23 protein-coding genes are annotated in these 26,749 nt (G+C 52.7%); 2 read left to right on the forward strand and 21 right to left on the reverse strand.

Translation table 11 applies throughout. The features are described from left to right. Window positions 1–7 precede the first annotated feature (7 nt). Both secA and secM read right to left on the reverse strand, forming a co-directional pair. On the reverse strand, window positions 8–2,710 hold the full coding sequence (secA, locus tag DDT52_RS05315) for a preprotein translocase subunit SecA (RefSeq protein ID WP_136155437.1): 2,703 nt from the start codon (window positions 2,708–2,710) through the stop codon (window positions 8–10). A 99-nt stretch (window positions 2,711–2,809) separates the two neighbouring features. After that, window positions 2,810–3,322, reverse strand: coding sequence for a secA translation cis-regulator SecM (secM, locus tag DDT52_RS05320; RefSeq protein WP_136155438.1), 513 nt, complete (start codon window positions 3,320–3,322; stop codon window positions 2,810–2,812). A 28-nt stretch (window positions 3,323–3,350) separates the two neighbouring features. Between secM and DDT52_RS05325 the strand changes: the two genes are divergently transcribed. Beyond that, the gene (locus DDT52_RS05325) at window positions 3,351–3,878 is read left to right on the forward strand and encodes a DUF721 domain-containing protein (RefSeq protein WP_136155439.1); all 528 of its coding nucleotides are present in this window, start codon (window positions 3,351–3,353) and stop codon (window positions 3,876–3,878) included. A 12-nt stretch (window positions 3,879–3,890) separates the two neighbouring features. On the opposite strand, the gene lpxC is transcribed toward DDT52_RS05325, so the two are convergent. The 16 genes from lpxC to mraZ all read right to left on the reverse strand — a co-directional run bounded on the left by lpxC (window position 3,891) and on the right by mraZ (window position 21,748). After that, window positions 3,891–4,808 (reverse strand): UDP-3-O-acyl-N-acetylglucosamine deacetylase, encoded by a 918-nt coding sequence (lpxC, locus tag DDT52_RS05330; RefSeq protein ID WP_109052674.1) that lies wholly within the window; start codon window positions 4,806–4,808, stop codon window positions 3,891–3,893. A gap of 102 nt (window positions 4,809–4,910) precedes the next feature. After that, on the reverse strand, window positions 4,911–6,059 hold the full coding sequence (gene ftsZ / locus DDT52_RS05335; protein ID WP_109052477.1) for a cell division protein FtsZ: 1,149 nt from the start codon (window positions 6,057–6,059) through the stop codon (window positions 4,911–4,913). 69 nt (window positions 6,060–6,128) lie between these two features. Further along, window positions 6,129–7,385: a cell division protein FtsA gene (gene ftsA / locus DDT52_RS05340; RefSeq protein ID WP_136155440.1), complete on the reverse strand. Its 1,257-nt coding sequence runs from the start codon at window positions 7,383–7,385 to the stop codon at window positions 6,129–6,131. Next, a complete protein-coding gene (gene ftsQ / locus DDT52_RS05345; protein ID WP_109052475.1) occupies window positions 7,382–8,254 on the reverse strand; it encodes a cell division protein FtsQ in 873 nt (290 codons plus the stop codon). Before ftsQ ends, ftsA begins: the two co-directional genes overlap by 4 nt. A 1-nt stretch (window position 8,255) precedes the next feature. Next, window positions 8,256–9,176, reverse strand: coding sequence for a D-alanine--D-alanine ligase (locus DDT52_RS05350; RefSeq protein ID WP_136155441.1), 921 nt, complete (start codon window positions 9,174–9,176; stop codon window positions 8,256–8,258). An 8-nt stretch (window positions 9,177–9,184) separates the two neighbouring features. Continuing rightward, complete coding sequence (gene murC, locus DDT52_RS05355; RefSeq protein ID WP_136155442.1) at window positions 9,185–10,645, reverse strand: UDP-N-acetylmuramate--L-alanine ligase; 1,461 nt, start codon at window positions 10,643–10,645, stop codon at window positions 9,185–9,187. Between the two features lie 77 nt (window positions 10,646–10,722). Beyond that, window positions 10,723–11,814, reverse strand: a complete 1,092-nt coding sequence (gene murG, locus DDT52_RS05360) for an undecaprenyldiphospho-muramoylpentapeptide beta-N-acetylglucosaminyltransferase (RefSeq protein ID WP_136155443.1) — start codon at window positions 11,812–11,814, stop codon at window positions 10,723–10,725. Beyond that, the gene (gene ftsW / locus DDT52_RS05365; RefSeq protein ID WP_136155444.1) at window positions 11,811–13,013 is read right to left on the reverse strand and encodes a cell division protein FtsW; all 1,203 of its coding nucleotides are present in this window, start codon (window positions 13,011–13,013) and stop codon (window positions 11,811–11,813) included. Before ftsW ends, murG begins: the two co-directional genes overlap by 4 nt. Next, a complete protein-coding gene (murD, locus tag DDT52_RS05370; RefSeq protein WP_136155445.1) occupies window positions 13,013–14,329 on the reverse strand; it encodes a UDP-N-acetylmuramoyl-L-alanine--D-glutamate ligase in 1,317 nt (438 codons plus the stop codon). The genes ftsW and murD overlap by 1 nt, the downstream gene beginning before the upstream one ends. Before the next feature lie 3 nt (window positions 14,330–14,332). Next, window positions 14,333–15,415, reverse strand: a complete 1,083-nt coding sequence (mraY, locus tag DDT52_RS05375) for a phospho-N-acetylmuramoyl-pentapeptide-transferase (protein ID WP_136155446.1) — start codon at window positions 15,413–15,415, stop codon at window positions 14,333–14,335. Further along, a complete protein-coding gene (gene murF, locus DDT52_RS05380; protein ID WP_136155447.1) occupies window positions 15,409–16,770 on the reverse strand; it encodes a UDP-N-acetylmuramoyl-tripeptide--D-alanyl-D-alanine ligase in 1,362 nt (453 codons plus the stop codon). Before murF ends, mraY begins: the two co-directional genes overlap by 7 nt. Further along, the gene (gene murE / locus DDT52_RS05385; RefSeq protein WP_136155448.1) at window positions 16,767–18,254 is read right to left on the reverse strand and encodes a UDP-N-acetylmuramoyl-L-alanyl-D-glutamate--2,6-diaminopimelate ligase; all 1,488 of its coding nucleotides are present in this window, start codon (window positions 18,252–18,254) and stop codon (window positions 16,767–16,769) included. The genes murF and murE overlap by 4 nt, the downstream gene beginning before the upstream one ends. Next, window positions 18,241–20,004 carry a peptidoglycan glycosyltransferase FtsI gene (locus DDT52_RS05390; RefSeq protein ID WP_136155449.1) on the reverse strand — a complete coding sequence of 588 codons (1,764 nt, stop codon included), beginning with the start codon at window positions 20,002–20,004 and terminating at the stop codon, window positions 18,241–18,243. Before DDT52_RS05390 ends, murE begins: the two co-directional genes overlap by 14 nt. A gap of 24 nt (window positions 20,005–20,028) precedes the next feature. Then, window positions 20,029–20,349, reverse strand: a complete 321-nt coding sequence (gene ftsL, locus DDT52_RS05395; RefSeq protein WP_136155450.1) for a cell division protein FtsL — start codon at window positions 20,347–20,349, stop codon at window positions 20,029–20,031. Next, window positions 20,346–21,287, reverse strand: coding sequence for a 16S rRNA (cytosine(1402)-N(4))-methyltransferase RsmH (gene rsmH, locus DDT52_RS05400; protein ID WP_136155451.1), 942 nt, complete (start codon window positions 21,285–21,287; stop codon window positions 20,346–20,348). Before rsmH ends, ftsL begins: the two co-directional genes overlap by 4 nt. A 2-nt stretch (window positions 21,288–21,289) precedes the next feature. Further along, a complete protein-coding gene (gene mraZ, locus DDT52_RS05405; protein WP_136155452.1) occupies window positions 21,290–21,748 on the reverse strand; it encodes a division/cell wall cluster transcriptional repressor MraZ in 459 nt (152 codons plus the stop codon). An 890-nt stretch (window positions 21,749–22,638) separates the two neighbouring features. Here mraZ and DDT52_RS05410 point away from each other — a divergent pair. After that, window positions 22,639–23,079, forward strand: a complete 441-nt coding sequence (locus DDT52_RS05410) for an L-alanine exporter AlaE (RefSeq protein WP_136155453.1) — start codon at window positions 22,639–22,641, stop codon at window positions 23,077–23,079. A 52-nt stretch (window positions 23,080–23,131) separates the two neighbouring features. Here the strand turns inward: DDT52_RS05410 and cra are convergent, their stop codons facing one another. The 3 genes from cra to ilvI all read right to left on the reverse strand — a co-directional run bounded on the left by cra (window position 23,132) and on the right by ilvI (window position 26,629). Then, window positions 23,132–24,136, reverse strand: coding sequence for a catabolite repressor/activator (gene cra, locus DDT52_RS05415; protein ID WP_136155454.1), 1,005 nt, complete (start codon window positions 24,134–24,136; stop codon window positions 23,132–23,134). Between the two features lie 280 nt (window positions 24,137–24,416). Further along, window positions 24,417–24,908 (reverse strand): acetolactate synthase small subunit, encoded by a 492-nt coding sequence (gene ilvN, locus DDT52_RS05420; protein WP_168709736.1) that lies wholly within the window; start codon window positions 24,906–24,908, stop codon window positions 24,417–24,419. A gap of 2 nt (window positions 24,909–24,910) precedes the next feature. Beyond that, on the reverse strand, window positions 24,911–26,629 hold the full coding sequence (gene ilvI / locus DDT52_RS05425; RefSeq protein WP_136155455.1) for an acetolactate synthase 3 large subunit: 1,719 nt from the start codon (window positions 26,627–26,629) through the stop codon (window positions 24,911–24,913). Between the last annotated feature and the right edge of the window lie 120 nt (window positions 26,630–26,749).

Raw genomic sequence — 26,749 nt, forward strand, 5'->3', positions numbered from 1 at the left:
CGTTGCGTTATTTCTGCAAACGACCGTGGCATTGCTTATACTTTTTGCCCGATCCGCAAGGGCAAGGATCGTTACGACCAACTTTACGCCCGGCATGAACCGGAGAGCCGGTGTTCAGACTATCTTCCTCCTGATGGCTCAGCTGTTGCTGGCGAGCCAGGCGCTCCGCTTCTTCACGACGCTGCTGCTCCAAAGCTTCAATCTCTTCAGGCATCCGGACCTGCACTTTACTCAACGTGCTGATCACTTCATATTTCAGCGATTCCAGCATAGCTGCAAACATTGAGAACGACTCACGCTTGTATTCCTGCTTGGGATCCTTCTGGGCATAACCACGCAGATGGATACCCTGACGCAGGTAGTCCATCGCAGCCAGATGCTCTTTCCACAGGGAATCCAGCGTCTGCAACATCACGCCTTTCTCGAAATTGCGCATCACTTCGCTGCCCACAACCTCTTCTTTACGCTGATACACGTCGATAGCCTGCTGGAAAATACGCTCACGCAGCGTTTCTTCATGCAGTTCCGGCTCTTTATCCAACCATTCTTTAATCGGCATATCCAGATCAAAGTCGTTTTTCAGACGCTGTTCCAGACCTTCCGTATCCCACATTTCTTCCAGCGACTGCGGCGGAATATAGCTATCGATAGTGACCTTGAATACGTCCTCACGAATGCTGTTGATGGTTTCGCTGATGTCGGAAACATCCAGCAGTTCATTACGCTGAGTATAAATAGCACGACGTTGATCGTTGGCAACGTCATCATATTCAAGCAATTGCTTACGAATATCAAAGTTGCGGCTTTCCACTTTACGCTGAGCGTTGGCAATCGCTTTGGTCACCCATGGGTGTTCAATCGCTTCGCCCGGTTTCATCCCAAGCTTACGCATCATGTTGGATACGCGATCGGAAGCAAAAATACGCATCAACGCATCTTCCATCGACAGGTAGAAACGAGAAGATCCCGCGTCCCCCTGACGGCCGGAACGACCGCGTAACTGATTATCAATACGACGGGATTCATGCCGCTCAGTACCAATGATATGCAAACCGCCCGCCGCCAGCACCGCGTCATGGCGCGCCTGCCAGGCAGCCTTGATTGCCGCGATTTGTTCTTCATCCGGATTTTCCAGATGCGCGATTTCAGCCTGCCAGCTGCCGCCCAGCACGATATCCGTACCACGACCGGCCATGTTGGTTGCAATGGTAACCGCTCCGGTTTGACCGGCCTGAGCAACGATGTCCGCTTCCATTGCATGGAATTTCGCGTTCAACACATTGTGTTTGATACCCGCTTTTTCCAGCGCATGAGAAACGACTTCCGATTTCTCAATGGAAATCGTACCGACCAGAACAGGCTGACCTTTTTCAGTACGCTCTTTGATGTCTTCAATGATCGCATCAATTTTCTCTTGCTCCGTCATATAAACCAGATCGGGCAAATCTTTACGGATCATCGGACGGTTGGTCGGTACGACAATCGTGTCCAGTTTGTAAATGGAGCTGAACTCAAACGCTTCGGTATCCGCCGTACCGGTCATCCCGGCAAGCTTTTCATACAGACGGAAGTAGTTCTGGAAGGTTATGGAAGCCAGCGTCTGGTTTTCGTTTTGAATCGCCACATGCTCCTTCGCTTCCACCGCCTGATGCAGACCATCCGACCAGCGACGTCCCTGCATGGTACGACCGGTGTGCTCATCAACGATAATGACCTCACCGTCTTTGACGATGTAATCCACGTCACGGGTAAACAGCACATGGGCACGCAGTGCGGCAGTCACATGGTGCATCAGCATGATGTTCGCCGGAGAGTACAGCGACTCACCTTCTGCCATGATGCCTTCTCTCACCAGCAACTCTTCAACCAGCACCAGACCGCGTTCGGTCAGGTTAACCTGGCGGGATTTCTCATCGACGGAGAAGTGCCCCTCACCGTGGAACGTATCCGAGTCCTCTTTTTCCTGACGAATCAGGTGAGGGATAATCTTATTCACCCGGGTATAAAGCTCAGAGCTGTCTTCGGCAGGGCCGGAAATGATCAGCGGTGTCCGCGCTTCATCGATCAGAATGGAGTCAACCTCATCCACCAGCGCGTAGTAGAGTTTACGCTGAACACGTTCTTCCGGGCTGAATGCCATGTTGTCACGAAGATAGTCAAAACCATATTCGTTGTTGGTACCGTAAGTAATATCTGCCGCATAGGCTTCGCGTTTAGCTGGCGCAGGCATGCCAGGCAGGTTGATCCCGACGCTCAGGCCAAGAAATTCAAACAGAGGGCGGTTATTTTCGGCATCACGCTGCGCCAGATAGTCGTTCACCGTGACCACATGCACGCCGCGTCCCGTCAGGGCATTGAGGTAAGCGGGCAACGTCGCCGTCAGCGTTTTACCTTCACCGGTACGCATTTCTGCGATGCAACGTTCGTTCAATACCATCCCGCCGATGAGCTGTACGTCAAAATGACGCATACCAAATACGCGCTTACTGGATTCGCGAACGACAGCGAACGCTTCCGGCAACAGGCTCTCCAGCGTTTCGCCTTTTTCCAGACGGGCGCGAAACTCCGTCGTTTTCGCTTTCAGCTCTTCATCTGAAAGCTTTTCCATCGCGGGTTCCAGACGGTTAATCACTTCTACGTTTTTGCGCATACGGCGCAAGGTACGATCGTTACGGCTACCAAAAATTTTGGTTAGTATATTCATGACCATAATAGTTTTAATCTCACAAATGCCACTCATCCAGCGGCTGCACAACATCAAAATGCTGGGAAAAAGTCCTACAGCTGTTAATTATCAATAACGTATTTTTCAGCTTTTGAAGTGCGGGCCGGCACGAATGCCTTGAATCTGGGCAAGCCAGAGTCCCGTTTGATGACGTGTCGGGGGGAAAAGGGATACGCGCCCTGTTTGATGAACGGCGGTCGGCGCTTTTTCTTCACGCGTTAGCAGCGCATTAAGCGTATCCAGCAGCACTAACGAGTGCGACGGTAGCTCATCTGCCTGCTGTGCATCAATTTGCTGTGGCGTCGTCAGCGCAAAAGACAGGTGACGAATGACAGTACGAATGGCATGCTGATGCCAGTAGTCCACACTAAAAGACGATCGGCGATGCGCCTCTTTCAGCGCCACGAGGTCGGTAAGGCTGAGTGATACATTATTCTGGCGGCTGACGCTGGATGCAGAATTTGGCAACGAAGCCAGATCCTGCGCTTCATTCAACCCTGTCGGCAAACCAAGACTCGCCGCGACCATCCCCAACAGGAGATGCGGCCAGAAATAACGTCTGCCAAATTGTCGCCAACGATTTAGAATACCAATCACAAGTTTAACGTCCGTCGGAGCCTGATTTATGCGTGATAGCCGCCCACAATCACTGGAGTCCCTGTTTGATAGCGCATCAGGTTCGGGCTCTGGCCCACTGCGTGATGTGCAACAACGCGCTATCGCCTTATTAAAACTTAACCGCGCCGTGCGCGGGTTGCTTCCTGCACAATTGCACCCGTGGTGCCGCGTAGCGAATTACCGTCAAGGCCTGCTTATTCTGGAAACCGCCAACGCTAACTGGTTGATGCGGTTACGTTATGAACAACCCGCCCTGCTCTCTGCATTACGCGCACAAATATTACCATCATTGGCTTCAATCGACATCAGGATTAATCCATCACTCGCCGCAAAAGGACATGAAATCCTGAAAAATAACGACACAACGTCAACCAACGAAACAGAGAACAAACCGTTACGTCAGTTAAGTGAGCAAAGCGCGAAAACACTAAGGAGTTTGGCTGGGCACAGCCCGGAGAAACTACGCAAGATATTAGAACGACTGGCTTCACTGGCCGGAGAGAGTACCAGTAAAACCAGTCGTAATAAGAAATGACAGCGCTAAGCGTTACGCCAATACTGTTGACGGCGCTTTAAATGCCAACGGCATCTCAGCTTCGTCTTCAAAGGTGACGTATTCCCACGCTTCCTGCTTAGCCAGAACCGCCTGCAACAGTTTGTTGTTCAAGGCATGACCAGACTTAAAGGCAGTAAATGCACCGATGATGTTATGACCACACATAAACAGGTCGCCAATGGCGTCCAGCATTTTATGGCGGACAAACTCATCTTCAAAACGCAAGCCGTCTTCGTTCAGTACCCGATAATCATCTACGACTATTGCGCAATCGAAACTACCGCCCAGGCACAACCCACGAGACTGCAAGTATTCGATATCACGCATAAAACCGAAGGTACGCGCGCGGCTAATCTGGCGCACGAACGCATCAGCAGAGAAGTCCAGACGATAACGCTGGGAACCTGCATCAATAGCCGGGTGGTTGAAATCGATAGTGAAATCCAGGCTGAAACCGTTGAACGGCGTCATCTCGGCCCACTTATCGCCATCTTCAACCCGCACAGGCTGTTTGATACGCACAAATTTCTTGGCACTGTTCAGCTCTTCAATACCGGCATCTAACAGCAGGTAAACGAAAGGACTGGCACTACCATCCATAATTGGAATTTCCGGTGCATCAACTTCAATGACAATATTGTCAATTCCCAACCCTGCAAGGGCAGCGTTAAGATGCTCCACCGTAGAAATGCGCACGTCATGCTCATTAACCAGGCAAGTACAGAGCATGGTATCACGCACGGATTTTGCATCAGCCGGAAAATCAACCGGGGGATTCAAGTCAGTGCGACGATAGATGACCCCGGTATTTGCCGGTGCAGGACGCATAGTCAGGGTGACTTTCTTGCCGGTATGTAAACCGACCCCTGTCGCCTGAACAATACGTTTTAATGTACGTTGTTTGATCATCATTTTATCTCGCATGTTACTGAACCTACCGACCTAGTATATACCAGGCTCGGCGGGACAGTTTAGCACAAAGAGCGGAGATTCCAACGTTATATGACAGTATTAATCTGCCTGCTTACGCAAGAACGCCGGGATATCCAGATAGTCTGGCTCTTTATTGGTTTGCGGATTCTGGTCATTCACCACCTTCGCAACCGGTTTTTCCTGAGTCAGCGGCGTCATGCCATGCTGCTGATAGCGATGATCCATCACTGGCTGAGACTGCTTATTGGTCACCAGCGTAATTTCAGGACGCTTGTCCATACCGATACCCGTGGCAACAACGGTTACACGCAGCTCATCATTCATATCAGGATCGAGGGAGGTACCGATAACGACCGTCGCATTGTCGGAAGCAAAGGCACGGATGGTATTACCCACCGTTTCAAACTCATCCAGACGCAGGTCGAAGCCGGCGGTGATGTTAACCAGCACACCGCGTGCGCCAGACAGATCGATATCTTCCAGCAGCGGGCTGGAAATCGCCATTTCGGCCGCTTCTTCAGCGCGATCTTCACCACGGGCCACACCGGAACCCATCATGGCATAACCCATTTCGGACATCACTGTGCGCACGTCCGCAAAGTCGACGTTCATCAGGCCAGGGCGGGTGATCAGTTCGGCAATACCCTGCACCGCACCTTTCAACACGTCATTGGCTGCGCCAAACGCATCCAGCAGGGAAATACCACGCCCCAATACTTTCAATAATTTATCGTTTGGAATTGTGATCAGAGAATCGACGTGCTTGGACAGCTCGGCGATACCCTGCTCAGCAAAAGCCATACGTTTTTTGCCTTCAAAATTGAAGGGTTTGGTCACGACGGCCACCGTCAGAATACCCAGGTCTTTCGCGACTTCAGCCACGACAGGTGCCGCGCCGGTACCTGTACCACCGCCCATACCGGCGGCGATAAACACCATATCCGCGCCTTCAAGCGCAGCACGCAGCGCTTCACGATCTTCTTCTGCGGAATTGCGGCCGACTTCCGGATTGGCGCCAGCCCCCAGACCTTTGGTAATACCGCTACCAATCTGAATCGTCTGGCCCACGGCGGTTTTACGCAATGCCTGCGCATCCGTATTGACCGCGAAGAATTCAACGCCCTCGATGCGCTCGCGCACCATGTGTTCGACAGCGTTACCGCCGCCGCCGCCGACGCCGATGACTTTAATCACCGCGTCGTTGGTTAATTCCATTGGTTCAAACATAGTTTCTCTCCGTTTTGTGCCTGTAACTGCGAGATCATAAAATTGTGCCAGGTGATCTCTTTGATAAAATTAAAATTCTTTCCTCAACCAGCTATTGATTTTTTTGAACCAATTGCTCACTGAGGCACGTTTTTCGACTTCATGCTCACCGCCAAGGTGAGATTCCTTACCGTAATGCAGTAACCCTACCGCAGTGGAGTAGTAAGGCTCCTGAGCATAGTCGGTGAGACCTGTAATATTTAGTGGCTGCCCAATGCGTACCTGTGTATGAAACACACGCTGCGCGCAAGCGGCCAATCCGTCGATTTGCGCGGCACCGCCAGTCAGTACAATACCCGCTGCCAGATGGTGCTTGACGCCCTGTTGACGTAACTGCTCCTGCAACTGTAAAAGTTCGTCGTTTACCAAATTCAAAAGTTCGGTATAACGTGGCTCGATCACTTCAGCCAGCGTTTGCCGTTGTAAACTACGCGGCGGACGCCCCCCAACGCTTGGGACTTCCACATTTTCATCTTTGCCGACAATCGCGCCCAATGCGCAACCGTGGCGAACCTTGATCGCTTCCGCATCCGTCGGCGGTGTACCGAACGCATAGGCAATATCGCTGGTCACCACGTTGCCCGCGTAAGGAATCACTTTGGTATGCCTCAGGGCGCCGCCGGTATAAACGGCGATGTCCATCGTGCCGCCGCCGATATCCACGACACACACCCCCAGCTCACGTTCATCTTCCGTCAACACGGCGTAGCTGGACGCCAGACCAGCGAAAATCAGCTGATCTACCTTCAGACCACAGCGTTCTACCGCTTTGACAATATTCTTCGCCATATCGTTATGGCAGGTAATCAGGTGGACTTTCGCCTGCATGCGCACGCCGGATAATCCAACCGGATTTTTAATCCCTTCCTGATAGTCAATGGCATACTCCTGCGGGATCACATGAAGCACCCGGTGTTCATCACGCACGCGCACGGACTTGGCGGTATGCACCACGCTTTCCACATCTTCCTGAGTCACCTCTTCTTCAGAAATAGGCACCATCCCTATTTCATTCTGGCAACTGATGTGTTTTCCCGACAACGCCAGATACACAGAGGAAATCTGGCAGTCCGCCATCAGCTCGGCCTGGTCAATGGCGCGCTGCACGCATTTGACGACGGATTCGAGATCGTTGACGCCGCCTTTATCCATACCACGTGACGGGCAACTGCCCACGCCAATAATATTGACCATGCCATCGGGCAGAACCTCCCCTACCAGCGCAGCCACTTTCGCTGTACCGATCTCCAGCCCAACTACCAGTTTTCTGTCCGTCGACTTGATCATTGTTGTTTAGCCTGTGCCTGATTCTGTTTCTGATTACTGTTCTGTTGCTGATCAATGTCTTGTTTCTGATCAACGCTTTGCTGATCAAACAAGGCCGGCGCCCAACCTACGGCTGCTCCAGAGTCATAACGCAGATCAACATAGCTGATACGCTTGTTATCGCTCTGCGCCTGCCGTTGCAACAGCGGATAAAGCTCGATAAAGCGTTCCAGTCGCCGCTCCCGATCATCTCGACCCAATTCAAGACGGATGTCGTCATCCAATGCCAGTTGCCACGAGTGACGTGCGCTCATCGCAACCATTTTTAACGTAAACTTTCTTGCCGCCAGTTCCTGATTCATTGTCCGGTAACCCTCCAGCACATCGGTTTCACTCCCTTCCGGGCCGTACAGCAATGGCATCTTGCGGTTACCTACCCGCTCTGCGGGAACACTGAAAGAATTGCCTTGAGCATCAACCATCAACAAATCATTCCAACGAGCCACCGGAACATATTCAACCAGATGAATCTTTAATTCATCCGGCCACTGCTTACGAACACTGGCCTGTTTTATCCACGGCAAACGTTCAATCTGCTGCTGGATAACATTCACATCCTGTGTCATGAACGTGCCGGGCGATCCCAGCGCTAAAATCGCCTGACGAATATCGTCATTGGTGGTGTATTGCCTCTCGCCTGTCACCACCATTCGCGATAAAGGTAAACGGCTGGCATCTTTCATCCATTCGACAACCATCCAGCTACCCCAGACGATCGTCCCTATCACCATCAGCAGGAACAATATTCCCGCCAGCTGTCCCCCGTTACTGCGGCGCGTTCCTTTAACTTCCGGCTCCCGGCCGCGTGTATTCAGCGCTGCCTGCGACATATCAGCCAGCCAGCTCCAATACCTTTGCCACCAGTTGCGAGAAGCTCAGGCCATGTTGACGCGCCGCCATCGGCACCAGGCTATGACTTGTCATGCCCGGAGACGTATTCACTTCCAGCAGATAGAACGCGCCATCGCTATCCATCATCAGGTCAACGCGTCCCCAGCCGCTGCAATCAAGCGCGCGGTATGCTGCCAGCGACAACGCCGCCAGCTCCTGCTCTTTCTCAACCGACAGACCACTGGGACAAAAGTACTGGGTATCATCGGACAGATACTTCGCTTCGTAATCGTAAAACGTGCCCGCCGCCTGAATACGGATAGAAGGCAATACTTCATCGCCAAGAATCGCGACGGTATATTCCGGGCCGCTCAGCCATTTCTCCACCAACACTTCGTCGTCATGACGGAACGCTTCTTCGATCGCCGCATGCAGTTCGCTGGTTTGATTCACTTTGCTCATACCAACGCTGGAACCTTCACGACTTGGCTTCACAATCAGCGGTAGTCCCAGATGCGCCAGTTTCTCCAGCAGTTCGTCCTGACTGATCGCGGCAAATTGCTGACGATTCAACGCAACATACGGAGAAACAGGTAAACCCATCGCCGTCCACACCAGCTTGGTGCGTAACTTGTCCATCGTCAGCGCCGACGCCATCACACCGCTGCCGGTATAGGGGAGTTGCAAAAACTCCAGAACCCCCTGCAATGTGCCATCTTCCCCACCACGACCATGCAAGGCGATAAAGACTTTGGTAAAGCCTTCATCTTTTAAATGCGTTACCGGAAACTCGCGGGTATCGACAGCGTGGGCATTAATCCCCGCTTCTTTCAGACCGTCCAGTACCGCCTGACCTGAAAGTAACGACACTTCGCGTTCAGCCGAGGTTCCACCAAGCAATACAGCAATTTTCTCAGTCATGATGAGCCTCATTCATTTATCTGCGGCTGCAATCGGGAATCAGCCAGTTTGCGCGCCAGTTTGCCGATATTGCCGGCGCCCTGAACCAAAATCAGATCGCCGTCTCGCAGGGCCTGTGACAATAGTTCAGGCAAGGTATCCACATCCGTCACCAAAATCGGATCTATCTTACCCCGTCCGCGGATGGTGCGGCACAGAGAGCGGCTATCCGCGCCAGGAATCGGCGATTCCCCTGCCGGATAGACATCCAACATCAACAGAACATCGACCTGCGATAACACGTGAGCGAAATCATCATAGAGATCGCGGGTACGCGTATAGCGATGCGGCTGGAAAACCATCACCAGACGTTTGTCCGGCCAGCCCGCCCTTGCCGCTTTAATCGTCGCATCCACTTCCGTCGGGTGGTGACCATAATCATCTACCAGCATCGCACTGCCGCTTTGTCCGTTCACCGTCTCAAGCGCGTATTCACCCAGGAAATCAAACCGACGTCCCGTACCTTGAAAACGCTCCAGCGCCCGCAGAATAGCGTCGTCGTCAATCCCTTCATCTGTCGCGACCGCGACGGCCGCCGCCGCATTCAAGGCATTGTGACGGCCAGGAGCATTCAACGTCACATTCAGCACCGGCTTATCCTGGCGTTCCAGCGTGAAATGCCCCTGCGCCCCGATCTGTTGATAGCCGGCGACACGGACATCCGCATCGTCGCTGAACCCGTAAGTCGTGATATGACGCCCAACGCGTGGCAGCAATTCCCGGATAACCGGATCGTCAATACACATCACGGCCTGACCATAAAACGGCAAATTATGTAAAAAGTTGATGAACGTCTGCTTCAGGTTTTCAAAATCACCCTGATAGGTATCCATATGGTCGGCTTCAATATTGGTGACTATCGCGACCATGGGTTGCAGATGCAGGAAAGACGCATCGCTTTCGTCCGCTTCGGCAATCAAATAACGGCTCGATCCCAGACGCGCATGCGTTCCCGCCGCCTTAACCAAACCACCGTTTACAAACGTTGGATCCAATCCCGCTTCGGCATAAATACTGGTTACCATTGCCGTCGTCGTGGTCTTACCATGCGTTCCCGCAATCGCAATGCCATGGCGGAAGCGCATTAGCTCGGCCAGCATTTCGGCCCGACGAATCACCGGGATACGCGCTTCATGCGCGGCGACAATTTCCGGGTTATCCGCTGAAATCGCCGTGGATACCACCACCACGCTGGCATTCAGAACATTCTCGGCACGATGGTGGAAATAGATCTGCGCGCCCAGATCAGCCAACTGCTGCGTTACCGCATTAGGAGCCAGATCGGAACCACTGATTTCATAACCTTCATTGGCCAACACTTCGGCGATACCACCCATGCCGGCACCGCCGATGCCGACAAAGTGTATGTGCCGGACGCGATGCATCTCGGGCACGATTGAACGTAGTTTCGCCAGTTGTTGAGTATTCACTTTTTTCTATCGCTACCTTGTTTCATCCCCGGACACGCTATCGTCCGGCAATACTGTATGAATTAACCATGAACCATTTACCCATGAACGACACGGGTGGTTCGACTGTCCGCTACGGCGCTCACTTCCGCCGCCACACGTTCGGTGGCGTCCGGAATTGCCGCCGCGCGGGCCTGCTGCGCCATTTTCATCAATGTTGCCCGATCCCAGCCCGCCAGCGTTTCACTCACGGTGTCAACATTGAACTGCGGCTGCTCGATAATCTTCGCCGCCCCCACGTTTTCCAGCGGCAAAGCATTCCAATACTGCTGTCTGTCTTTATGCTGAAACGGCACAAATAACGCCGGCAACCCGGCAGCGGCAATCTCACTGACCGTCAGCGCGCCAGCGCGGCAAACCACGACATCCGCCCAGGCATAGGCGGCGGCCATGTCATCGATAAATTCCGTAATCTTGTGCTGCGACTGCCCCGCCCGTTGATAAGCCTGTTCAACCTCCGGCTGAGCGCCTTTCCCAACCTGATGCCAAATCGTAACGCGGTCACCCAATCGTGCGGCGACGCCGGGGAGCGTCTGATTAAGCACCCTTGCCCCCTGACTTCCCCCGAAAACCAGCACGCGTACGGGGCCGGTACGGTCAGCCAGACGGCGCTCGGGAGCCGGTAATGCCAGCACATCCGTTCTCACCGGATTACCCACGACGTCAGCGTCAGGAAACGCGCCGGGGAAAGCCTGCAACACTTTTTTGGCAATGCGAGACAACCAACGGTTGGTCAGTCCGGCAATGCCATTTTGTTCATGCAACACCACCGGGACGCCACACAGCCATGCCGCCAGACCACCGGGGCCGGAAACATAGCCGCCCATACCCAGCACCACATCCGGCTTATACGCGCGCATAATCGCCTGAGCCTGACGAACCGCACGGAAGATGCGCAATGGCGCACTTAGCTGGGCACGAAGCCCCTTTCCACGCAGGCCGGAAATACGGATAAAATCAATTTCAATCCCATGCTGCGGCACCAAATCCGCTTCCATACGATCCGCTGTCCCCAGCCAGCGTACCTGCCAGCCTTGCGCCATCAGATGATGCGCAACAGCCAGTCCCGGAAAGACATGTCCCCCCGTTCCTCCCGCCATCACCATCAAACGCTTGCCTTCGCCACTCATCGGGCACTCCTCGTAAACGCCTGTGCTTTTGTCAGTCGCGTTTCAAAATCAATACGTAACAGTAAAACGATAGCCGTCGACATAATGAGCAGACTGGAGCCACCGTAGCTGATCAAGGGTAATGTCAGTCCTTTCGTCGGCAACATACCCGCAGCGGCGCCCACGTTTACCAAGGTCTGAAAGCTGAACCAGATGCCGATGGAACAGGCCAGAAAACCCGAAAAACGCTGATCAATCTCCAGCGCGCGCCGCCCGATGGACATCGCACGAAAAGCGACGAAGAATATCATTAACAGCGCCAAAACCACACCGATATAGCCGAGCTCTTCACCCAGAATAGAGAAAATGAAGTCGGTATGCGCTTCCGGCAGATATTCCAGTTTCTGCACCGAGTTTCCCAATCCTTGTCCCCACAGTTCGCCACGTCCGAACGCCATCAGGGATTGCGTCAACTGGTAACCGCTACCGAAAGGATCTTCCCAGGGATTCCAGAAGGAAGTCACACGCCGCATACGGTAGGGTTCGGCAATAACCAACAGGACAACCGCGAACATGCCGCACCCGATAATCGCCAGGAACTGCCATAATTTCGCCCCGGCCAGAAACAACATCGCCAGCGTCGTAATAAACAGTACAACCACTGTCCCCAGATCCGGCTGGGCAAGCAGTAAAACCGCCAACACCACCATGACGCCCATGGGTTTGCAAAAGCCCCAGAAGTTGTTACGGACTTCTTCCACCTTGCGCACCATGTAGCTGGAGAGGTAACAAAACAGCGACAGTTTCGATAATTCCGCAGGCTGAATACGCAACGGCCCCAGTGAAATCCAGCGAGACGCTCCGTTAACCGAACTGCCTACCGCTAGCACCACCAGCAGCATCACCATTGATGCCAACAGCAACACCGGGCTGTAACGCTGCCAAATCTCCATCGGCACACGCAACGTCACCAGCGACAAAGCAAACGCCAGCCCCAAATACAGAGCATCACGCTTGGCGAACAGAAATGGATCGCTGGCAAGGCGCTGTCCAACCGGCATTGATGCGGAGGTCACCATCACAAATCCCGTCACAGCCAGCCCCAGCGTCAGCCATACCAGCGTACGGTCGTACAGAACGATGCTCAGCGTATCGCTTTCACGCGTTCCCATGACCCAGCTTTTTAGACGCTCGATAAATGCCAGCCGGAAAAAACTCATCAGCCTAACTCCTCCGCCAGTCGGGCAAATTCCTCACCCCGATGCTCAAAACTGCGGAATTGATCGAGGCTGGCACAGGCAGGCGACAGTAAAACAAGGTCACCCGCTTTCACACGCGCAGCGATCAGTTGCATGGATTGTTCCATCGTTTCGGTTTGCTCAGCGATCTCCGGCCGCAAAGCGGCCAATTGGGCGCCATCACGACCAAAGCAATACAAACGGATGTTGTCGCCCTGGAAATAACGCTGCAATGGCGAAAAATCGGCCGACTTACCGTCTCCGCCCAATAGCAGATGCAATGTTCCTTCTACTTGCAGGCCGCTGAGTGCCGCCTCCGTACTACCGACATTGGTCGCTTTGGAATCATTTATCCATCGAACGCCATTGCGCTCCCACACCAGTTGGAAACGGTGCGCCAGTCCTGTAAATGTCGTCAGCGCCGTCAAGGCGGGCGCACGGGGAATACCGACCGCATCTGCCAACGCCAGGGCGGCCAGCGCGTTGGTATAGTTATGCTGTCCCACCAGCTTGATCTCGCGGGTGTTTAATACACGTTCGCCCTTGACCCGCAACCAGGTTTCACCCTGCTGTCGATTCAGATGATAATCACCAACGTCAACCCCGAAACTCCGGCAGCGCGCGTCTGCGCCCCGCACCGGCATGGTCAGCGCGTCATCAGCGTTAACCACGCACACCTCGGCGTGTTCATAAATACGTAACTTTGCGGCACGATACTGTTGTAAACCAAAGGGATAGCGATTGGTATGATCTTCGGTTACATTCAGAATCGTCGCAGCGGCGGCATGCAGGCTGCGGGTAGTCTCCAACTGAAAACTCGACAATTCAAGCACATAGAGCTGATACTCTTGCTGCAACAATTGCAGTGCCGGTAAGCCGATATTACCGCCAACGCCGACTTGCCATCCGGCAGCTTTTGCCATTTCGCCGACCAGCGTAGTCACCGTACTTTTACCATTAGAACCGGTAATCGCCACAATAGGCGCCTGAGCCTCGCGGCAGAACAGTTCAATATCACCAACAATCTCAATGCCGGCTTCCTCAGCCTCACACAATATTGGCGTTGCCAATGCAATCCCCGGACTTGCCACAATCAGGTCGGCATCCATCAACCAGTCATCATTGAGACTGCCCAGATGACGTTCTATCGTCGGTGGCAACTTATCCAGGCTTGGCGGACTGACACGGGTATCCACCACGCGCGGCACCACGCCACGCGCGAGAAAGAAATCAACACAGGAGAGCCCGGTCAGCCCCAACCCGATAATGACAACTTTTTTACCCTGATAGTCCACCATCTTTTACCGTACCTTCAGTGTTGCCAGGCCAATCAGAACCAGCATCAACGAAATAATCCAGAAGCGCACGATCACGCGCGGCTCTGGCCAACCTTTAAGCTCATAGTGATGATGAATCGGCGCCATGCGGAAAATCCGCTGACCACGCAGCTTAAAGGACCCGACCTGCAAAATGACCGACAGCGTCTCGACAACAAACACGCCGCCCATGATGACCAGTAAAAATTCCTGACGCAGCAGAACCGCGATAGTGCCTAATGCGCCACCCAGCGCCAGAGAACCGACATCCCCCATGAACACCTGTGCCGGATAAGTGTTAAACCACAGGAATCCAAGCCCTGCGCCGACAATCGCGGTACACACCACCACCAGTTCACTGGCATGGCGGATATACGGAATATGCAGATAACCCGCAAAATTCATGTTCCCGGTTGCCCAGGCGACCAGAGCAAACCCGGCGGCAACAAATACGGTAGGCATAATGGCCAGACCGTCCAGACCGTCAGTCAGGTTTACCGCGTTGCTGGTGCCGACAATCACAAAATAGGCCAGCACGATATAGAGCAGCCCCAACTGGGGCATGATGTCTTTAAAGAACGGCACAACCAGCTGCGTGGCCGGCGTATCCTTACCAATCGAATACATAACAAAGGCGACCACCAATGCGATGACTGACTGCCAGAAATATTTCCAGCGTGCGATCAACCCTTTGGTGTCTTTACGTACCACTTTGCGATAGTCATCGACGAAACCGACCACGCCATATCCCATCAGAACAAACAGTACGCACCAGACATAGGGATTAGAGAGATTGACCCACATCAGCACCGAAATAATGATGGATGCCAGAATCATGACCCCACCCATAGTCGGCGTACCTCGTTTGCTGAAATGCGACTCCGGCCCTTCGTTACGAACGACCTGACCAATCTGCAAACGTTGTAGCCAGGCAATCAAATGCGGTCCCATCCATAGGGAAATAACCAATGCGGTCAGCAGGCTGACAATGGCGCGGAACGTCAAATAGGAAAAGACGTTAAAGCCGGAATAGAGTTTGACCAGATGCTCGGCCAGCCACACTAACATTTTGCATACTCCTGTAATGCGTGTACTACCTGCTCCATCGCTGAACTGCGGGAGCCTTTGACCAGTACGCTGATGGTTTTATGTTCAGACATCAGCCCGTTAAGACGAGAAATCAGTGAGGGTTTATCCTGAAAGTGCTCGCCATCACGACTGGCATGGCTAATCAGCTCACTCAGCGTTCCCACGCTCAATACTTTATCGATACCCGCCACCCGAGCGGCTTCGCCGACCTGACGGTGACATTCGGCGGCATCGTCACCCAGTTCGCCCATATCGCCCACCACCATCACACGGTATCCCGGCATGTCCGCAAGGACCTGCGCGGCAGCGGTCATAGAACCCACATTCGCGTTGTAACTGTCATCCAGCACTAACTTGCCGTCGGCCAGCACAATCGGGAACAAACGCCCGGGAACGGCCTTAAGCTGTGCCAACCCGGCTTTTACCGCTTCCAGCGTGGCGCCAACGGACATCGCCAGGGCGGTAGCGGCCAAGGCATTAGCCACGTTATGACGCCCCGGTAACGGTAAGGTAATCTCTGCCTGCCCGAATGGGGTATGCAAATTGAACCGGGTACCCTGCGTGACGGCATGCACGTCACTGGCAAAAAAATCGATATCACTGCCAGCCTGTGGGGAAAAACGCCATACCGTTTTATGATTCAACAATGTCTGCCAGTGCGGAAAGTCATGGCTGTCTGCATTGATAATCGCCACACCGTCGACAGAAAGCCCGGCAAAAATCTCCCCTTTTGCCTGCGCGACGCCGGCCAAAGAACCGAACCCTTCCAAATGCGCCGCCGCAAGGTTGTTAACCAATGCGCTTTCTGGACGCACCAGATCGGTGGTATAGGCAATCTCTCCGATATGGTTGGCGCCCAACTCAATCACGGCAAACTGATGTTCCGGCGTCAGACGTAATAATGTTAACGGCACGCCAATGTCATTATTAAAATTGCCCGCGGTATAAAGCACATCGCCACACTGACGCAAAATGGCCGCCGTCATTTCCTTAACCGACGTTTTACCGGAAGAACCGGTTAACGCCACGACGCGGGCCTTCGACTGCGTTCTTACCCATGCTCCCAGCGTCCCTAATGCCAGACGCGTATCCTGCACCAGCAGTTGCGGAACTTCGACGGGTAAGCGCTTACTGACCAGTAGAGCCGACGCACCGTTTTTTACCGCGTCCAGGGCATAATCATGTGCATCAAACTTCTCGCCTTTTAACGCGACAAACAGGCACCCGGCGGACAATTTACGGGTATCTGTCGACACCTCGGCGATATCAATGCTATCGCCGATCAATTGAGCGCTCAGCACGGAGGCTAGCTGTTGCAGGGAAACGCGAATCATACGATCACCCCCAGCAAACGAGCGACGGTAATGCGATCCGAGTAATCCAGACGGCGATTGCCAACCAGTTGGTAATCCTCATGCCCTTTACCCGCAATCAGCACAACGTCATTTTCTTTCGCTTGCATGATGGCGCTGGTCACCGCCTCGGCGCGACCGTGAATAACCTGAACGCGACCGGCATCCAGTAATCCCGTCAGAATATCCGCCACAATGGCCTGCGGCTCCTCGCTACGGGGATTGTCATCAGTGACGACGACCCGATCGGCCAGCTGTTCCGCTATCCCCCCCATAAGTGGGCGCTTACCTTTATCACGATCGCCACCACAGCCAAACACGCACCATAATTGCCCCTGGCAATGTAAGCGCGCGGCTTCAAGCGCTTTTTCCAACGCATCCGGCGTGTGGGCATAATCCACCACCACCGTCGGTTTGCCTTCGGCGTGGAACACTTCCATCCGGCCGCACACCGGTTGCAGTTGCGATCCGGCGGTAATCAACTGACTTAGCGGATACCCCAGAGACAACAGCGTCGCCAACGCCAGCAGCATGTTGCTGACATTGAATGCGCCCATCAATTTGCTCTGAATTTCGCCCTGTCCCCAGCTTGAATCGAAACGGATGGTGGCGCCGTTGTCGTGATAATCGACATCAATCGCTTTCAGCCAGCGGCCGCGACAGCCGGGAACCAGATTGTTTTCCATGGTAACGCTGACGGCATCAGGCAACTTTGCCAGCCAGCGACGTCCCACTTCATCATCCGCATTGATAATCATCTGCCCGACCTGGTGATCGACAAACAGCGACCACTTGGCCGCCTCATAGCTTTCCATATCACCGTGATAATCAAGGTGATCGCGGCTCAGATTGGTGAAGACGGCCGCCGCAAACGGTAATGCCGCGACCCGATGTTGAACCAGTCCATGAGAAGACACTTCCATCGCCGTGACGGTGGCGCCTTGCTCGGCCAATTGGCTTAATACCTGCTGTACGTCTACGGCGGAACCGGTGGTATTTGCCGTCGGCACAACGCGCCCCAGTAAACCATTCCCCACCGTGCCCATCACCGAACCGGTTTCCCCCAGCGCCTGACTCCACTGCGCCAGCAACTGGGTGGTGGTGGTTTTACCATTCGTACCGGTCACGCCGATAAGCTGCAATCGCTCCGCCGGTTGCTGGTAGAAACGCCCGGCCAGCGCCGAGAGGCGCTGATTAAGATTGCTCAGATAAACCACGGGTACACCGTGCATTTCACGCACCGTGCCATCACTGGTATCGCCTTCAGCCTCGGCAACGATTGCCGCCACACCTTGCGCAATTGCCTGCGGAATATAGCGCCGTCCGTCCGTCTTGTGGCCGACAACAGCAACAAACAGATCCCCGGCAGCCGCCGAGCGGCTGTCTAACGTCATTTCCCGCAGTACACACGCCGGCGTGTCTTGCACCCACGGCGCTAATAAATCGCGCAAATTACGATCTGCCACCTGAACCCTCTTTTTGGTTAATTACAAACTCGTTCTTGTCATCGGAGGGTAATGCATCAGGTTCTACGTTCATCGTACGTAAAACCCCTCCCATGATGGCGCCAAATATCGGGGCCGAAACCGCGCCGCCGTAATATTTCCCTGCCTGCGGATCGTTAATGACAACGACCAGAGCAAATCTTGGGTTACTGGCAGGTGCAACGCCTGCGGTGTAAGCAATATACTTGTTGATGTACTTGCCATCCGGGCCAACTTTTTTTGCCGTACCCGTTTTTATGGCGATTCGATAGCCTTTGATGGCGGCTTTCGTACCGCCACCACCCGGCAGCGCCACACTTTCCATCATATGAACCACGGTCCGTACCAGCGCTTCGGGGAAGATACGTTCGCCGGCAACGGGTGGATCAACTTTGGTAATCGACAGCGGCCGATGAATGCCAAAACTGCCGATGGTGGCGTAGACTCGCGCTAACTGTAACGGTGTTACCATCAGCCCGTAGCCAAAAGAAAAGGTGGCCCTCTCTATGTCAGACCACCGTTGTTTTTGAGGATATAAGCCACTGCTTTCTCCGACCAACCCCAAATTGGTCGCTTTTCCCAATCCAAAACGAGAGTAAGTATCTACTAACGCAGAGGAAGGCATCGCCAACGCCAGCTTTGACACGCCGACGTTACTCGACTTCTGTAAAACCCCCGTAAGGGTCAATTCGTTGTAGCGTGCTACGTCTTTGATTTCATGGCCATTGACGTAATACGGTAAGGTATTGAGAACGCTGTTTTCTTTTATCACGCCACGCTGTAGCGCGGTCATGACCACCATCGGTTTGACGGTAGAACCCGGTTCAAAAATATCGGTAATGGCGCGGTTACGCATCACGTCTTTAGGCGTACCAGACAGATTATTCGGGTTGTAAGACGGGCTGTTCGCCATCGCCAGCACTTCACCGGTATTTACATCAACCAGTACTGCCGTACCGGATTCAGCCTTATTAAACGCGACAGCATTGTTCAACTCACGGTAGACCAATGCCTGCAGGCGCTCATCAATACTCAGCACCAGATTATGAGCCGCCTGACTGTCAACTGAGGAAATATCTTCGATCACCCGCCCAAACCGATCTTTACGCACCGTCCTTTCACCCGGTTGCCCGGTAAGCCAGCGATCGAAGCTTTTCTCAACCCCTTCAATACCCTGACCATCAATATTGGTAAAACCAATCAGATGGGAGGTCACCTGGCCCGAGGGATAGTAACGACGTGATTCCTGACGAAGATTAATGCCGGGTAGTTTCAGTTTATGGATATATTCGCCGATGGCGGGATTAACCTGGCGGGCAAGGTAAACAAAGCGCCCTTTGGGATTGGCGTTAATCTTGGCGACCATCTGGTCAAGCGGGATTTCCAGTGCGTCGGAAAGTGCTTTCCAGCGCGTATCCAGCGTGATACCGCCATGATCGTTCAATTCCTTCGGATCGGCCCAGACCGCATTGACGGGCACACTCACCGCCAATGGACGACCGGCGCGATCGCTAATCATGCCGCGGGCCGTTGGCACTTCCTGTACCCGAAGAGACCGCATGTCCCCTTCACGAACCAATTGCTCAGGATGAATCACCTGAAGATAGGCGGCCCGCACCATCAGAGCAACCATCGCCAGCAGAATACAGCTACAAAGCAACGCAAAACGCCAGCTGACAAAGCTGGCTTGATCTTCCGGGCGCTTTAACTTTCCTGTACGGGCTGCTTTCATGCTGTATTTAGTTGCCTATTTAGTTCATTGCTTAACCACAATATTTTCCTGTGACGGATCGACATGCCCCATTTGCAGTTTTTCCATCGCGATCCGCTCTACGCGGCTATGATCCCCTAACGAATTCTCTTCCAGAATCAGGTTGCGCCACTCAATGTCCAGCGCATCACGCTCCAACAGCAATTGTTCACGTTCCGCCGTCAGCAAGCGCGTCTTGTGAGCCGTCGTCACGACAAACACGGCTGACACCAGAACCGCAATCATCAGCAACATGGGCAGTTTGGCATGACGCAGCAAATCGTCGCCGATAACGCCGACCAGCCCATGACGCTCATTGCCTATCATGCTGGCAATCTCTCAGCAAACCGCAGGACAGAACTGCGCGCGCGCGGGTTTTCCGCGACTTCCTCAGCGGAAGGCATCATTTTTCCCACGGCTTTTAACGTTTGTCCGCCCTGGCTACGCAACTGTTCTTCCGTCAGCGGCATACCCGCCGGTACCTGCGGGCCACGGCTTTGATGACGGATGAAGCGTTTAACAATCCGGTCTTCCAGCGAATGGAAACTAATCACGGACAAACGACCATGCGGCGCCAATACGCTCAACGCACCGTTCAATGCCTGCTCGATCTCTTCCAGTTCGCTGTTGATATAAATTCGGATCGCCTGAAAGCTGCGCGTCGCCGGATGCTTGTGCTTTTCACGAATCGGACTGGCGGCGGCAATCAGCTCAGCCAGCGCTTTCGTCCGCGTCACGGGTTCTGTACGGTTACGCTCAACAATGGCGCGGGCAATCCGTTTGGCAAAACGCTCTTCACCGAAGGTTTTCAGTACCCAGGCGATATCATCGGCTTCCGCTTTCATCAGCCATTCGGCCGCGGACACCCCGCGGGTGGGATCCATACGCATATCCAGCGGGCCGTCGCGCATAAATGAAAAACCGCGCTCAGGATCGTCGAGCTGCGGCGAGGAAACGCCCAGATCCAGCAGAACACCGTCAATGCGCCCGGTCAGGTCACGCTCAGCCATATAATCCGCAAGCGCGGAGAAAGGGCCGTGAATAATAGAAAAACGGGGATCGTCTATCGCTTTGGCGGCTTCGATAGCTTGAGGATCGCGATCGATAGCCAGTAAACGTCCTTCCGGTCCCAATTGGGAAAGAATAAGGCGAGAGTGCCCGCCACGGCCAAAAGTACCGTCTATATAGACACCGTTGCTGCGAATGTTCAGACCGTTAACAGCCTCATCAAGCAGTACGGTGGTATGTTTATAATTTTCCAGCATGTCTATAGTGATAAGTCCTGCAACCGCTCAGACAACGGTTCCTGAGTCGATTGTTCAGCATCGATATCTTCCCTGACCTGTTGATACCAGGTCTGTTCATCCCACAATTCAAACTTGTTGAACTGTCCGACCAGCATCACTTCTTTTTTCAGACCTGCGTGCTGCCGTAGCGTGTTGGCTAATAACAAACGCCCGGCGTTATCCATCTGACACTCACTGGCATGCCCCAGCAACAAACGCTGAACACGCCGTTCAGCCGGATTCATACTCGACAGACGAGAAAGCTTTTGTTCAATAATTTCCCATTCGGGCAAGGGATAAAGCAGCAGGCACGGCTGATGAAGATCAATGGTACAAACCATTTGACCTTGCGATTCCTCATTCAGCGTTTCCCGATAACGGGTTGGTACGGCAAGCCGCCCCTTGCTGTCGAGGTTAACCAGCGTAGCCCCACGAAACATGCGTGAATTACTCCTTCATAACCTTTTTCACCACTTTATCCCACAAATCCCCACATTGAAGAGTGTACGGAGGGTATTAAAACCTTGTCAAGCCAGAGCGGGCGTGCTTTGGAATTATTTCTATATGATTCTTGGCTGCCATGAGGGGAAAAAGAATAGCGGTGAAGAATTAATAAAGATTAACGTCATGAAAATTTAAGAGAAATTCGCTGATTAAATAAGATCGCTTAAAGATATAGCAATAATTTCATGCTGGCCGATTATTTTTCCTGTCACAGGATGATACCAAATATAAACCTTTCCAGAATAGTCTTAGTCCGCCTAAGGCCTTGCATCACAAGGCTTTCGCTTGGCATGTACAATTATACCGCAGTTGTTAACATTTGCTCAACGTCACATATCTGACATTGTCATCGTCGATTCTTTATTAATCAGTCGATTTACTTTAATTTACGTTTTTTAACGAGCTAAATCAGTCAGCAAAAAAGGAAACCTCCATTTTGGCTGACACGGAATAAATAGCGCCGCTCATATCCGTTTTCGCGCCATCAAAAAGAGAATGGGTATAACTCACCATTTTTTGCCGGCCATACCTCCCTTTCTTTAACGCTATTTTTCTAACCGCTGCACCTGGCGGCGTAACAACAGCAACCATTTGTTAAAAAACAACTTTTAACCGGGATAGCGCGGTAAATACGTAAAAAATTGGCGAATCGAATATAAAGTAGCGAAAAAGCTGACCACGAAGTCAAAAATAAAAATTTATAGCTACTTATTTATCCAATTAGTAGTGATGTAAACTACACATAACTTATAAAGCAAAAATAAAAACCTTTATTAAGCGTCATTACCTGATTTTTATCCTAGGCTTCGATTCGGAGTGAACTGGTATGTTTTCCCCTACGTCAAGATTGCGCAGTGCAACAGCAGATACCTTTGCATTAGTCGTGTATTGCTTCATCACCGGCATGATAATCGAGATGGTGTTGTCCGGCATGAGTTTTGAACAGTCGCTTTCGTCAAGACTGTTATCCATTCCTGTCAATATTGCTATTGCCTGGCCCTATGGCATTTATCGCGATCGCATCCTGCATTTTGCCAGACACCACGGTTCAAACCACTTCATCGTGCGTAATCTGGCCGATCTGTTCGCCTATGTCAGTTTTCAGTCCCCGGTCTATGCTGCCATCCTCTGGACCATTGGCGCTGACTCATCACAAATGCTGACTGCGGTTACCAGTAATGCAGTGATTTCGATGGTGATGGGCATCCTGTACGGATATTTTCTGGAATACTGCCGTCGGCTTTTCCGAGTGACCGTCTCAGGATAAAAGAAAAGCGCCATACGTCAGGAGTATGGCGCTATAAGAATAAAAGCGGAATTTAGTGCCGGCTGAGTGAACCGCGGCGATACAGATTACGTCGGATACGATTCAAGCCAGGCTTCGGTTTTTTCGGTTCATCCAGACTCGCCAGAACCAACTCCAACACACGCTCGGCCACTTCACGATGACGCTGAGCAACCGACAATACCGGACATTCCAGATAATCCAGTAGTTCATTATCGCCAAAGGTCGCGATAGCCAGATTACTCGGTAAACGTCCGCTTTGTTTCAGCGTCACATCCATCACGCCCTGCAACAGCGGGAAAGCCGTGGTGAACAGCGCCTTCGGCATCGGGTGATCTTTAAGATAGTCAGCAAATGCCGCCGCTGCCGCTACGCGTTCATAGCTATTGGCATAAAGATAATTAACCTCCCGGGGATCATCCGCCCAAGCCTGACGAAACCCCTGTTCGCGCAGAAAACTGACGGAAAGCTCCGGTAATGCGCCGAGATACAGGACAGACTCTGCCGGTATTTTCCTGAGTTCCTGAGCCAGCATTTCGGCGTCTTCCAGATCGGCGCCCACCACACTGGTAAAATGCTCACGGTCCAACGCCCTGTCCAATGCAATAATCGGCAGGCTGTTATTCGCCCAGCGTTGATAGAACGGATGCTCAGGCGGCAACGCCGTGGAGACGATGATCGCATCAACCTGGCGTTGCAGCAGGTGTTCGATGCAGCGCATTTCATTATCAGGTTGATCTTCAGAGCAGGCGATCAACAGTTGGTAGCCACGTTGCCGCGCCTGACGTTCCAGATAATTGGCAATTCGCGTATAGCTGGTATTTTCCAGATCCGGAATAACGAGCCCAATAGAACGCGTACGTCCGGCACGTAATCCAGCAGCAACAGCATTGGGATGATAATTGTACTTTCTAACCACAGCCATGACTTTCTCAACGGTCTTATCGCTGACGCGATATTGCTTGGCTTTCCCGTTAATCACATAGCTGGCGGTAGTGCGTGAAACACCCGCAAGACGCGCGATTTCATCCAGTTTCACGTTAACCCCTCAGTAAGCCGGATAAATAAAATAGCGATGACCATAAGCTCATCATGGATATCGCGTAGATCTAACAGCAGAAGTTGCCGAACGGCAACCGCTTTTATCATATCGCCTTCAGATTTCAAGCGCCGTGATGTTGGTTGAACCGGTCCGTTCTCTCCTTTTCCACGTGTTGAAATCTATTGGTATAGATAGGATATAGCAGGGAAAAATTAAGAGGCTCGATATATATTTATATTATCGAGCCTCTTAAGGGAAAAAGCAGCGAAAAATAAAATTAACGCATGATCTTATCGCCACGGGCGACGCCAACGATACCAGAACGCGCCACTTCCACGATTTCCGCCACTTCACGCACGGCGTTCAGGAACGCATCCAGTTTATCGCTGGTGCCGGCCAGTTGGACGGTATACAGCGAAGACGTCACGTCGACAATCTGTCCGCGAAAAATATCGGTGCAACGTTTCACTTCCTCACGCCCGTATCCCGTTGCCTGTAATTTGACCAGCATGATTTCACGTTCGACGTGGGATCCCTGCACTAACTCACTGACACGCAGCACATCCACCAATTTATGCAGTTGCTTCTCGATCTGCTCCAGCACTTTCTCATCACCAACGGTCTGAATCGTCATGCGCGATAGCGTTGGATCGTCGGTAGGCGCAACCGTCAGGCTTTCAATATTGTAGCCACGCTGTGAAAACAGACCGATAACACGTGACAATGCACCTGATTCATTTTCAAGTAATACTGATAAAATCCGACGCATGATCAGGTCCTCTCCGTTTTGCTAAGCCACATTTCATCCATTGCGCCACCGCGAATCTGCATAGGATAAACATGCTCACTGCTGTCGATCTTGACATCGACAAACACCAGACGATTTTTCTGCGCCAGCGCCTGCGCCAATTTTTCTTCCAGTTCATCCGGCGTATTAATGGAAATACCGATATGTCCGTAAGCCTCGGCCAGCTTCACAAAATCCGGCAGAGATTCCATATAGGAGTTGGAGTGGCGGCCTGAATAAATCATATCCTGCCATTGCTTTACCATGCCCAGAAAACGGTTGTTCAGATTAACCACCACAACAGGCAAGTCATACTGCAACGCGGTAGACAGCTCCTGAATATTCATCTGGATACTGCCGTCGCCGGTCACACAGACAACGGTTTCTTCCGGCAGAGCAAGTTTGATCCCCAACGCCGCGGGCAGACCGAATCCCATGGTTCCCAATCCACCGGAGTTCACCCAGCGGCGAGGCAAATCAAAGGGATAATAAAGCGCGGCAAACATCTGATGTTGGCCCACGTCTGATGCGATATATGCGTTACCGTCCGTCAGGCGGTACAGCGCTTCAATCACGGCCTGTGGCTTGATGCTGTCGCTTTCGGTGCTGTATTTCAGACAATGCCGGGCACGCCATTGCTCAATGTTCTGCCACCAGTCACGCAACGCGTCAAACTGCTGTCTGGTTTCATCCTGAGCCAGCAATTCGAGCATCAGACCCAGTACCTGTTTGGCGTCACCCACAATCGGAATATCCGCACTTACCGTTTTGGAAATTGATGCGGGATCGATATCGATGTGCAGAACGGTAGCATTAGGACAATATTTCGTCAGATTATTGGTCGTGCGATCGTCAAAACGCACGCCAACCGCAAAAATAACATCGGCGTGATGCATCGCCATGTTGGCTTCATAAGTACCGTGCATACCCAGCATGCCGAGACATTGGCGATGCGTCCCCGGAAAGCCGCCCAGCCCCATCAGTGAACAGGTAACGGGAATATTGAGCTGCTCGGCAAACGCCAGAAGCTCCTCGTGACAACCGGAATTGATAACCCCGCCGCCGCTGTAGATAACCGGTTTTTCAGCCGCCAGCAGCGTTTGCAATGCGCGGCGAATCTGTCCTTTATGTCCCTGAACCGTCGGGTTATAGGAACGCATGCTGACATGATCGGGATAAACGTAAGGCAATTTGTTGGCCGGATTCATCACATCCTTCGGCAAATCCACCACCACCGGGCCAGGACGACCGCTGGACGCCAGATAAAACGCTTTCTTCAGTACCGTCGGTACATCTTCCGCCTGTTTGACCAGAAAACTGTGCTTCACGATCGGCCGGGAAATTCCCACCATGTCGCATTCCTGAAATGCATCGTAGCCAATCAGCGATGTCGCCACCTGACCGGACAGCACGACCATCGGAATTGAATCCATATAGGCAGTCGCAATACCGGTAATCGCATTGGTTGCGCCGGGACCAGACGTTACCAGCACTACGCCGACGTCGCCCGTGGCACGCGCATAGCCATCGGCCATATGGACCGCACCCTGTTCGTGGCGCACCAAAATATGTTCAATGCCACCGACCGTATGCAGGGCATCGTAAATATCCAGTACGGCACCGCCGGGATAGCCGAACACATGTTTTACGCCCTGATCGATCAACGATCGAACCACCATCTCGGCGCCTGACAACATCTCCATGGGTTTGCCTCTTTTGTTCAGAAAGCGAATACGCTTCTGTATTGACAGGGGAAATCCCCGTACTCACATTGATTTAATACTGTTAACGTTTATGCCTGTCATCATTTCAGATTACAGGTG

The sequence above is a fragment of the Brenneria roseae subsp. roseae genome (assembly GCF_003115845.1).
In the GTDB taxonomy this organism is placed as follows: domain Bacteria; phylum Pseudomonadota; class Gammaproteobacteria; order Enterobacterales; family Enterobacteriaceae; genus Brenneria; species Brenneria roseae.